This window comes from Vibrio sp. V19_P1S1T109, from assembly GCF_002241375.1.
Taxonomy (GTDB): Bacteria; Pseudomonadota; Gammaproteobacteria; order Enterobacterales; family Vibrionaceae; genus Vibrio; species Vibrio anguillarum.
The window spans coordinates 1-9,755 of record NZ_NDIM01000193.1; the positions used below are offsets into that span (position 1 = coordinate 1).

Genomic DNA, 9,755 nt, shown 5'->3' on the forward strand with positions numbered 1-9,755 from the left:
CGCGAAAGCAAAATCTAAAATCAAGATAGGCAAAAAATTTAAATATAAAGTTCCAGAGAAATACATACGGATACAAATCAATGCAGCAGAGTTATGAGTAAGGTGTGATTTCACTGTGAAATGAAAATTTGGATGTATGGTTTCAATTGCTATGATGGTTTACAAATCAAAGTGCGCATTATGTGCCGTTAGGTTAAATGGAACTGGTATCACATCAAGAATAGTATCCCTCGCTTTTGAGGGATATAAGAATGAAGTACGGCGAAATGACAAAAAATTATGTTTTTCGTGAATTTGAATGTCATTTAAGCGAGGAAGAGACAGCAAAACTTTGTTTTAAAAGTGTGAGCGTTGTCAAAGGTTGGGATAGGGGAAAAGAGATACCAAGAGAGTGCAAAAGGCTAATGCGGATGGCAAAAGGGCGAGAGCTAAGCGCATGTGAAAGCTGGGAGCAGTTCAGAATGCACCACAACAGGCTGGAACTGCCAAGCGGCCAACTAGTATCAGCTCAGGAAATATTGACAGGAATTGCGCTCATAGAGATTAAATCAGAGCTTGAAATCAAGACAAGCACGAAGCTACTCAAGATAGCGCGAAGCATTGCAAAGATAAGGAAATAGAAAAGGGGCGAAAGCCCCTTAATTTATAGCGCGCTTTCTTTGCGCCCTCTTTCTACATGTTGGGGATGCGTATAACTGACGGCCGACAAGAGAAGCACCGCATCCACAATTACACGTCACAGACAAGTTCACCTGGTCAGTCACGGCTTTAAGTTCTCGATGAGTCACAGACAAGTTCACCTGGTCAGTCACACCGTAATAATCTCTATCCACCAAATCCGCAAGCACTCGGCCCAAAGCGAGGGGAACACCATTACCCACTGCACGTTTTTTTCCTTCAACCGTAAACGATGGTAAATCAAAATCGTCAGGAAGACCTTGCAGTTGCTTTAGTTGAGCAAATGAGCGCTCATCAGAAGCCGTGGCAGCACTATTTGTGGTTTCTTTTGTCGTGTAAATCGGCGGTGTGAGTTTAGCTCCGTTCTTAGCACCAAACTGGAAATGCCTCAACCTGCTGCAATCAGTATACCAAGCGAGATTTAACGGAAATCGCTGCCATGAGTAGCCCTTGATTTTTAGGTCTGGAACTCGCGCTACATTCTCTAAAAGCCACCATTTAGGGCTTGCTTCTAACACTATGCGTTTATATTCATTGAGCATTTCCAACCCGTAACCTGTCGGTTCATTTCTGTTAAGTGCAGAAAACTCCTGACACGGTGAACCACCAATCACACCAGCAAAAACGCCCTCGGGTACGTGGAAATCTCTAATATCTTGGCCTAGTAAAATATCAGGGCCACGCACAACACAAAAGCCGCGCTGCTCAAACGGTTTAGAGAAGAGATCAACACCGGGGAATAGTGAGAGAATGAGTCTATTTTTTGTCACTGTTTTTACTCCTAGCCGAGTCACGCCAATCAGATACCGGTTAGTCACATTTTAATCATCATTGCGTGACTTGTCGACCGCTAATATCTGTGACACCTGCAGCAGCAAAATCACAATATTGTCGTCTTAATAACGACCTTGAGCTCTTTCTTGACCTGCTTTTTGCCCTCGGAGCGGAAGAGGCCACCTAGAAGCGGTATATCCATTAGAACGGGCACACCAGAGACGGAATTGCGCTCCTCGCTTGAGATAAGGCCACCAAGCGCGATGGTCTGCTTATCACTGACCTTAACAACTGTGCTCAGGGTTCGCTTGTTTGTGATGATGTCAGCAGCAATAGCCGAGTCCGTTACGGTGCTTGACTCTTGATTGATAACGAGGACAACGTCACCGCCGAGAACATGCGGCGTAACCTCAAGCGTGACGCCTACATCTTTTCGCTCAATGCGCTGAATTGTGTTACCGCCGTCTGTAACTTCACTAGAGACGAGAAACGGCACGTTCTGACCTACCGTGATGTAACCGCGCTCTCTGTCCATGATGAGCATGTTTGGCCGAGAAAGCAGCTCTGTGTGCTGATTAGTCGAAACGGCCTTTACCAAAGCGTCGAAATTACCACCCTCAAAAAAGAGTACGTTGTCCTTTGCCTTGTCAATAAGCGCTAGGTTGGTAATAAATCCGGCACTATCAAAAGCGGCTTGGAGGTTAACGCCTAGCTCTTGATTGTCGCCTAACTCGGTTTCAGTGATGATAGCTTCAATGAACACTTGACGCTGTGGCGTGTCCACGCCCTCAATAATCGCGTCTATCTTTCTCAGTTGCTCAGCCGTACCCGAAACAATGAGCGCGTTAGTGGTCGGGAGAACTTGAACGCCGTAGTTGTCGAGTGGCTTATCCTTGAGCGACTGCGAAACCGTGGCGCGGAGCGTGGCGGTCATCAAATCCACTATCTTAGTATTGCGCACATTGTTGAGGCGGTAGAGCTTAACCTCAGCAGGTTCAAAGATGGTCAGCTCTTGTGTGTTTATCTTGACAACGTAAGCGCCTGAATCCTTTTCAAGCAGATAGCCGTGAGAGCGAAGAACGGAATCAAAAAAGGCGGGATATTCGGACGGGAGCAAATCGGGAGCGGTAAAGCTGACAGAACCAGAGACGCCTTGACCAAGCACAATCTTGAGGCCCGTTTGACCTGAATACCATGAAACGAACTCACCGATGGGCGTGTTATTGGACTCAAAAAGTTGAGACTCGTTGGCGTGACCGGGCGAGCAAGTGAGCGCGATAAGTAAAACGAACTTGCTGGATGTGGAAAAGTAATTAATAAACTTAAATAACTGTTTATTAACCACTTTACCACAGCGCAGGGCAACCACGGCACACGCTTGCAGTTTGCCTACGGCGCAATAATTTTTTGTTTTTTTCTTTTCTTTTAAAGATAAAAGCGGACGGAGCAGGGCAGGGGCAAAAGTAGGGCCGAACTCTTGCAAGCGATTCTCAGGACGAAATGACAGACCCTTTATTAATGTAAAGGGTTGATACGAAAGCGCTGAAAATCGAGAACAGTTCGCTTTTATATTTTTTGATATAATTTTATATCTTTTTATTTGCTCGTTTGAGTTAAATGTGCTAGCGATTTTAGCAATTAATCGTTTCACTTTGACCACCTTGACTGACCGTGACCTCACAGCGTGAGGATGATGTAATTTCAAAGCCCATAGAACGCAGCTCGTAACTCGTTAGCTTGGAGCCGCCTTTGTCTAGCTCAAAGTTGATAGGGGCATTAGGCAGTGCGCTATAGCTAGTAATGCGATAACCACCAAGCAGAGATTTAAGGTCCGATGCGGTAGCGGTTGGCGTTTCGTCTATGACTGCATTGGTTGGTTGTGGCGGTGTCACTATCATCATTAAAACGAACGTGGAGACACAACCGAACGTGAGAGCGGCAAGGCGTGAATACTTGCGAAAGTAGATTTTTGTAATACGCATGATGTTTCTCGCTGTGTATGGGACGGTGTAACGGCCGTGAACGTACCAAGGCGGCAGAACTGAATAAACGCCATGCTCGTAATTGTTTCTAAACATCTGCTTAGTGTCGTAAGAGCTGTATAAATCAGTGCCCCAGAGCATCCATTTATCAACGGTTAGTGAGTTGGTGTTATCGCCGTACTTAACAATACCCACGTGAAGTTTTGGAAGCGGAAGCCTAAGCTGTCCGAGCGTTAATAACGTGATAAGAAAGGAGAGGATAGGCACCTGCATTCTATCGAGACGTCGACAAAAAACGGTGTGCTCAGCGAGAGCGAGGCGAGCTTGCTTATCAACAATTGAAATATCTTGAACGATAAAAATAACGTCCCATCCCAATTTTCGGATGTGCAAAAGGTGGTCAATCAAAGCCTGGCGACTTTTATCATTCCACGTTCTGGAGTTAAACCAAGTGCCGCACTCATCGAGGACAATTAAGCCGTCTTTTTTAACGTCATAGCTTTTATTGGCAGAGCCAAGTACAAGCAAATCCTCAACCGTTGGCTTGTCGGGAATGCGGAAAAGCTTAGTGTGTCGCTTATTGCGGCCGAGCATTTCTTTTAAGTTAATATCGAGATTAGTGGCAACGGGAACGCCACGGTGAAACGCTTCACGGATTTTAGAAACAGCGACAAGGGACTTGCCAGAGCCAAGTTTACCCGTAACAAAATAGACGCAAGCCATATCAAGAACTCATCTTTGTAATGACGTAGAACTGCCAAGCCCAGACCCAGCGAATGACGCGAGCAGACAGAACCGCGCTCATGCAGGGGATAGCATTAGCGGGAACAACCATACCCCAAGCAACAGAAAGATAAGGCGGCGCAATAAAGCTCAAGCCAGCAGCAAGGGCATAAATAGAAGCAGCAACAGCAGTCGCAAGGCCAATTATCAGCGTGATAACAGTGAGATTAATAGCAAGGCCGCGCGCCATTCGAGCGGAAAACCAAGCAAGAATATTCGCAGCAAGGCCAGCAAAGAACGCAGCAATGGCGGGTACTCTAAGCGCTGTACCGATACCCGTTAAAATGGGCAATAAAAAAACTGGCATAGTGTTATCTCCTACTCATGTATGGAGTGGTGCCACTGACAGGAGTGACGCCATTCAACAAAATATCAATAAGGGTCCAGAGCGTGAAAACGTAAATCAAAAATGAAATAATGGACTTCAGACGAGTACTGAACTCACAGCCGAGCGTGAACGTACCCATTGAAGTCACCATGGGAAAATCGACACAATCAGATGAAGAGGGAAGAACGCCAAGCAAATCACCAACGGCCATATCAATATAAACTTGGGTTTCATCAGTCATAGGCTCGATAGAGGCCACTCTTGCATAATTAACTAGGGCGCTATTAGCAGCGGATAGCTCAGTATCAGCAGCGGCAATCATTTGAGTGTAAGCTGCATCGATATATGACTCACTCAAACCGTTTTCACCTTGGCATCTAAAAGGGTCAGCGTTTGGGTCACATGGCGTTGGTATTTTTTCACCAAGCGCTTCAATTGCGCCGACAATATCAGTCGTTTGAGTGCCGATAGCTTCAGTTAATGAATTAGTTTGCCCCGAAATGGCTTTGCCAACATAAACACCGGAATCAGAAATAACTTTGTTTTGCTGCTGTATGAGCTTTTTATTATTGTCAGCAATTTTTATATCGTTATTCATTTGGTCAACAATAGACTGACCAATGCCTGAATTTTTAGAATTCAAGTCGGTAAGCTGTTTATTTAATGCTGCGAATGAATCGACGTTATTATTATTAAGCGTAGTGACCGATTTATTTAAATCAGCATTCATATTCTGAACAGCGCTTAATAATGCAGGGTCCGAAGTTTCACCCGTTGGCGGTGTAACGTCTGGCACGGTAGGACGTTCACCGCCAGTTGATGGAGCATCACCACCGGGTATTGGTCTAAATGGGTCACTAGGGTCAATCGGTGTTGACGGGTCGGGCATACAATCGGGCCAATTTGGCATACCCATCGCGCAGACGTTCGGCTCATCGCAACGCATATCTAAACTTTGAAAGAAATCAGAGCAACTATAAGTAAATATGCCCTTTTGCTCAGCGCATGAAGCTTCACCTTGAGCTATTTCGTCCCAAGTTGATTGCCTATCACAGAACTCAGGCAAATAGCATTCGTTCGTTACAGGACTTAATTCCTCGGGTGGTGTGCAAACGGGTGGCGGTGGCGGAGTGACAACCTCAAATCTAACAGTAATCTGATAATAACCACCATCGCCGTAAGAACAATTATAACCACCAGTCTCACCAGAATAAGAGCGGGACAAATTACCCTCGTTAGACTTCCTATTTAAATTAATATACTTGCCAGCATAATATACACACTTGCCAATATAAAACGAATCCATAGCTTGAAAGTCAGAAAAAACCATTCCCACACCTAAGCCACCATGAGAAAAATTAACCTTATACTCAGCGGAAGCATTAAAAGAAACACCAAAAGTTAATAATAAAAATGCGATGCTTTTTTTAATGCTCATTATTTTACGTCCGATTAAATAAAAGAAAGTCGGGTGAATACACACCCGACCAGATAAGCAAATTAGCTTGCTTTGTTTGCGCCTTTGCGAACCAATTTAAGGCCAACAAAGCCAACTGTAAGAGCAGTACCGAAGCCCCACATCCACGCAAGAACAGTATCACCCACTTCCTTTACGCCATCTAAAGCGGCTTGGGCTTCAGGTGGGATAGCAGCAGATGCAATACCCGCTACAGTTAGAAGACCTAGTGCTAGAGCTGTTTTGCTTTTTTTGTTCTTAAACATAATATTCACCATTTTACTGAGTTGAGTTAAGGAACTAGCCGGACGTGGCCACTTCCATTGCTTTTTTAAACATTAAGATTTTCACACCTGCCGTCCAACCTACGACCATAGCGATTGAGGCGGCGGCGGTGATGAATTGCCAATCGGTCATTAACGTTGACCCCCCGCTATCAGAAAGACGCCTATAATCAGAAACAGGCCCATGATGAAGATAAGCATCCAGAGCGAATCAACTTTATCCATGAGTTCTAAAAATTGAGCGTCAGTCATGATTTAGTGCCTACTTGTTGCCAAGTTCAGGTAATGCAAAAAGGTGGAAGCCGTTCAAAGCAACGTGCTTGCCCTCATCATTACCAAAGCTGAATTCTTTGTACTGAATTTCAAATGTCATACGTTTACCAACGCACTGAGTTAGAAGTTTGCCAGCCTCGCCACCTTTCCAGAGCTCAGGGCTAACTTTGACTTCGATAGTGTCAGTCGGGTTAGTAGTAATAAGATTGATTTTGCCAATCTGCAAAAGCTCACCACCACGACCATTTTTAGTTTCTTGAATGATGTCAGATGAATCTAAAATTAAGCCTTCGATTTTCATTTTGTTGTTTCCTATCTTGACGGTTAAAAATTAAAAAGGGAGTTATTGACACAAGTCCAAGGGCGGCATCAATGGAGCATATCTGGCGGGGCTGCGCCCACCAGATACGCCCCCTCGATGTCGCCTAAAAGAATGAGAGCCTCAAGCTCCTCGTAATAAGCGCAAACTTCCTCATACTCTTGAAAGCGCTTATCACACATGCGCTCGTATTCCTTTTCAGCTTCAAGGGCATCATAAAAATCAACAACGCTCGACATAATGCGTTTTTGAGCTGCAAGGAATTTCTCTTTATTCTCGGTTTGCCAACTGCGAAAACGAGTACAAAGAAATACTTTTCTGAACATCAAACCAGAGACACGACCTTGAGCGGCATCACCGAAACGAGTAGGCGAGAATTCACCCGAAGCAAGCAAGCGCTCAATAGCATCAGGTGCGTTGTATTGAAGTCTGACAGGTTGGTCTTTGCGCTTGACAAAAACTCCGCCCATAGCGGCGCAAAAATCCTTCCAATCGCCAACGTCGGCGGCTTTTCTAATTTTCTCAAGCATGAAATGCTCAGTTTCGGATAAGTCAGATAGCACAATGTCGCCCTCTTTGAATTCTTCTCTTAATCTGCGCATTTCACGCCAAACTTGAACGGATGGACCGCCGATAAATTGAAACTGTTTAATGCCGTTAACACGCGCCCAAGTGACCACACGCTCAGCAGCGTCAATACCGCTAAGTGATGAATCTCTATCAGAATCGATGTGTTTGCCGTCAATGCTTTTACTGATGTATTTAGCGACATAACCAACAGCGCTACCCTTGGATGGGTCGATGTATTCAGAGGTGAAACGATGCTTTTGAGCGCCTTTCTCGTTCGGGGAATCTCTGAAAGCCAAGCGCTTAAATTCAGCAGTCACAATGTCACGATGCTCAGGCAGCATGAACAGCAGATAGTGGTGATGCGGTGTGCCGTCCTGATGAGGCTCAGCAATTCTCATACCGTAAACTTTGATTTGCTTTCTAGCGAGAACGCGACCCAAGTCCTGCCAAACTTTCATTAAGTAGTCATGAGCGTTACGGGCCGTTGGTCGATTGGCATCAAGCCATTTCTTATTCACGACACCGTTAGAAATTGGATGAAAACGACTAGGGGATGTGGACGTGTAGAAAGCAGCAGAGTGACCAAACTCTTGAGCCATTTCCTCAAAGCCGCGCAAACGGGTGAACATTTCGCCGCGTCTGATTTCCTTGTTAGAAACGGATTTTTCCGCAAGCTCAGCAATCGTGAACCAGTTCTCTAAATCGTTAGGGTCATAAGCAACCGTATTCTCAAGCGCGATTTGGTTTGATGTGTTTCTCTCGCGTTGGCGCATGACGGAAAAGTCAGAGCAATAAACTTGCTTAGCACGTTGCACAAGCGACAAGTCACGAGCAACTTGTTCAACGATGTATGCGTATTTTTTGCGCAACTGTCTACGCAAGAAAATCTCATCACAAACGCGATTAACCAAAGAAAAGAGTTCACCTTTTTTTCCCTTTTCTTTGATTAATTCATCACGGAACGAAAGACCCAAAGAGGCCAAAAGTTCGCAAGCTTTGCCGAATTGCTCAGGCTCAGGCAAAGAGAGAATTTGCTTTTTAAATGCGCGAGATTTAGCGGATGCCAAATCTTTTATTTCATCGTCAGACATGGCCGCGCTATGGCCGTTAATCAATAGTCGGTCATTGGCGGCTTGAACTTGAATCATGGCCTCATTGAACGATTTGTTGTCACAGGTATCTAAAAATGAGCGCGTCATGTGGCGACTAAAATCACCGTGACGGAAAGTAGAGCGGTACAAGTCCTCGCGCCAGTTGGTAAGCGTGTTGATTTTTGAAAGGTCGTAACGCTTAGGGAGTTTGAAATCCTCCATGAACTGGGCAAAAGACGAAAGGCGAGGTTTGGAAATAAATTTAGGAGCAGATACGAAACGCTTAGGCTCAATCGGCAAACGTGGTTCGGAGAAATGGCGAACAGGCTCAAGAACTGGCGTGTATAAATGCTCCATGCTCATGACTAGCAAACCTCGTGGGAGATTTGAGCAAGAGGCCAGCGGCGCTGAACTTCAGGCAAAATGGCTTGAGCCGAGACGAGAGGCATTTTTACAGCAAGCGATTGAATAGAGGTTATTGAATAAAATTGCTTATCATTAGGCGCTAGGCACTCATAAGACAAGAAACGAGGAATTGCGCCAGATGCAACCTGAATGGTTACAAACGGATTCATTGAGTTTGATAGTTTTGCTTTCTTAACTGAAATTGCCATAACAACCACCTTGACTGATTGAGGGATTGACCACCAAGGGCGAGAGCGTCAAGAGCAAGCGCCCAAGGCAGTCAAATATCGAATTGAGAGGATTATAGGCACAATTTTTCGTGCCCGTTAAGCACGAAAAAACATGCTTATTAAGCTAAGATTGATTAAAAGGGAGGATTTGCCATGTATCAAAGTCAGCTATTAGATGCCTACAAAAAGGCTCAAAACTACATACAAGACAAACAAATTGCGCACGATTTGAATCTACCGAGACAAAGGATAGGTGAAATGCGCAAAGGTATGCGCTATATATCTGATGAGGAAGCAGTTTTCCTCGCAGAACAAGCAGGAATTGACCCCGAGCTGGCTTTACTCGGATGCCACGCAGACCGCAACGAAAACCCAAGAATAAAACAGCTATGGGAACACATAGCAAAAAAGCACAACGGGCTAGGATTAAGAACAATATCAATGGGTTGCGGAGCATTGGCGTTAATGGTTAGCACCAAAACGGAAGCTATATTACAGTACGCATTATGTATATTATGTTAAATAAAGGATAACAAAATGAAAGCGCCATGCCTTTATGCGCTTTCTAGGGATGTAGCCATT

11 protein-coding genes are annotated in these 9,755 nt (G+C 44.9%); 2 read left to right on the forward strand and 9 right to left on the reverse strand.

Features of this window, described 5'->3' with window-relative positions; genetic code table 11:
- Nucleotides 1-251: 251 nt before the first annotated feature.
- Nucleotides 252-620 carry a phage protein gene (locus B9J87_RS09160; protein ID WP_094150366.1) on the forward strand — a complete coding sequence of 123 codons (369 nt, stop codon included), beginning with the start codon at nt 252-254 and terminating at the stop codon, nt 618-620.
- Nucleotides 621-638: 18 nt separating this feature from the next.
- Here the strand turns inward: B9J87_RS09160 and B9J87_RS09165 are convergent, their stop codons facing one another.
- The 9 genes from B9J87_RS09165 to B9J87_RS09205 form a co-directional block, all read right to left on the reverse strand.
- Nucleotides 639-1,448 (reverse strand): DNA cytosine methyltransferase, encoded by an 810-nt coding sequence (locus B9J87_RS09165; protein ID WP_176429509.1) that lies wholly within the window; start codon nt 1,446-1,448, stop codon nt 639-641.
- 110 nt (nt 1,449-1,558) lie between these two features.
- On the reverse strand, nt 1,559-3,103 hold the full coding sequence (locus tag B9J87_RS09170; protein ID WP_369679023.1) for a secretin N-terminal domain-containing protein: 1,545 nt from the start codon (nt 3,101-3,103) through the stop codon (nt 1,559-1,561).
- Nucleotides 3,084-4,157, reverse strand: coding sequence for a zonular occludens toxin domain-containing protein (locus B9J87_RS09175; protein WP_094150370.1), 1,074 nt, complete (start codon nt 4,155-4,157; stop codon nt 3,084-3,086). Before B9J87_RS09175 ends, B9J87_RS09170 begins: the two co-directional genes overlap by 20 nt.
- Before the next feature lies 1 nt (nt 4,158).
- Nucleotides 4,159-4,524, reverse strand: a complete 366-nt coding sequence (locus tag B9J87_RS09180) for a DUF5455 family protein (RefSeq protein ID WP_094150372.1) — start codon at nt 4,522-4,524, stop codon at nt 4,159-4,161.
- A 4-nt stretch (nt 4,525-4,528) separates the two neighbouring features.
- Nucleotides 4,529-5,983 carry a hypothetical protein gene (locus B9J87_RS09185; RefSeq protein WP_094150374.1) on the reverse strand — a complete coding sequence of 485 codons (1,455 nt, stop codon included), beginning with the start codon at nt 5,981-5,983 and terminating at the stop codon, nt 4,529-4,531.
- A 62-nt stretch (nt 5,984-6,045) separates the two neighbouring features.
- Nucleotides 6,046-6,267 carry a major coat protein gene (locus B9J87_RS09190; RefSeq protein ID WP_094150376.1) on the reverse strand — a complete coding sequence of 74 codons (222 nt, stop codon included), beginning with the start codon at nt 6,265-6,267 and terminating at the stop codon, nt 6,046-6,048.
- A gap of 280 nt (nt 6,268-6,547) precedes the next feature.
- Nucleotides 6,548-6,859 carry a chemotaxis protein gene (locus B9J87_RS09195; protein ID WP_094150378.1) on the reverse strand — a complete coding sequence of 104 codons (312 nt, stop codon included), beginning with the start codon at nt 6,857-6,859 and terminating at the stop codon, nt 6,548-6,550.
- 68 nt (nt 6,860-6,927) lie between these two features.
- A complete protein-coding gene (locus tag B9J87_RS09200; RefSeq protein WP_254918123.1) occupies nt 6,928-8,901 on the reverse strand; it encodes a replication endonuclease in 1,974 nt (657 codons plus the stop codon).
- 2 nt (nt 8,902-8,903) lie between these two features.
- Nucleotides 8,904-9,152 carry a hypothetical protein gene (locus B9J87_RS09205; RefSeq protein ID WP_094150390.1) on the reverse strand — a complete coding sequence of 83 codons (249 nt, stop codon included), beginning with the start codon at nt 9,150-9,152 and terminating at the stop codon, nt 8,904-8,906.
- A 174-nt stretch (nt 9,153-9,326) separates the two neighbouring features.
- Between B9J87_RS09205 and B9J87_RS09210 the strand changes: the two genes are divergently transcribed.
- Nucleotides 9,327-9,695 (forward strand): DUF3693 domain-containing protein, encoded by a 369-nt coding sequence (locus tag B9J87_RS09210; RefSeq protein ID WP_094150392.1) that lies wholly within the window; start codon nt 9,327-9,329, stop codon nt 9,693-9,695.
- Nucleotides 9,696-9,755 lie beyond the last annotated feature (60 nt).